General features: G+C 59.5%; 1 protein-coding gene. It reads left to right on the top strand.

Annotated elements, in window-relative coordinates:
* On the top strand, positions 1-405 hold a 405-nt coding region (locus AC1D0P_RS30920), incomplete at both ends, for an NAD(P)-dependent oxidoreductase (RefSeq protein WP_477680220.1).

Below are 405 nucleotides of genomic sequence, written 5' to 3'. Positions count from 1 at the left end.
AGATCACGGTGATTGCCGGCGGCGACAAGGATCTGTTCGAGCTGCACAGGCCGGCGCTCGAGGCGATGGGCGGTGAAATCTTCCATGCCGGGCCGCTCGGCAAGGCGGCGGTGATCAAGGTGATCACCAATATGCTGGCTTTCATCCATCTGATCGCGGCCGGCGAAGCGCTGATGCTGGCGAAAAAGGGCGGCATCGACCTGACCGATGCCTTCAACATCATCAAGGCTTCGTCCGGCAACAGCTTCGTGCACGAGACCGAAAGCCAGGTGATCCTCAACGGCAGCTACAATATCAATTTCACCATGGACCTTGCGGTGAAGGACCTCGGCTTCGCGCTCGGCTTCGGCAAGGAATTCGGCGTGCCGCTCGATCTTGCCAGTCATGCGATGCAGACCTTCATCC

Source organism: Polaromonas sp. P1_G2 (assembly GCF_056405515.1).
Note: the sequence above shows the minus strand (reverse complement) of the source record. Positions and strands in the feature narration are given on the sequence as shown.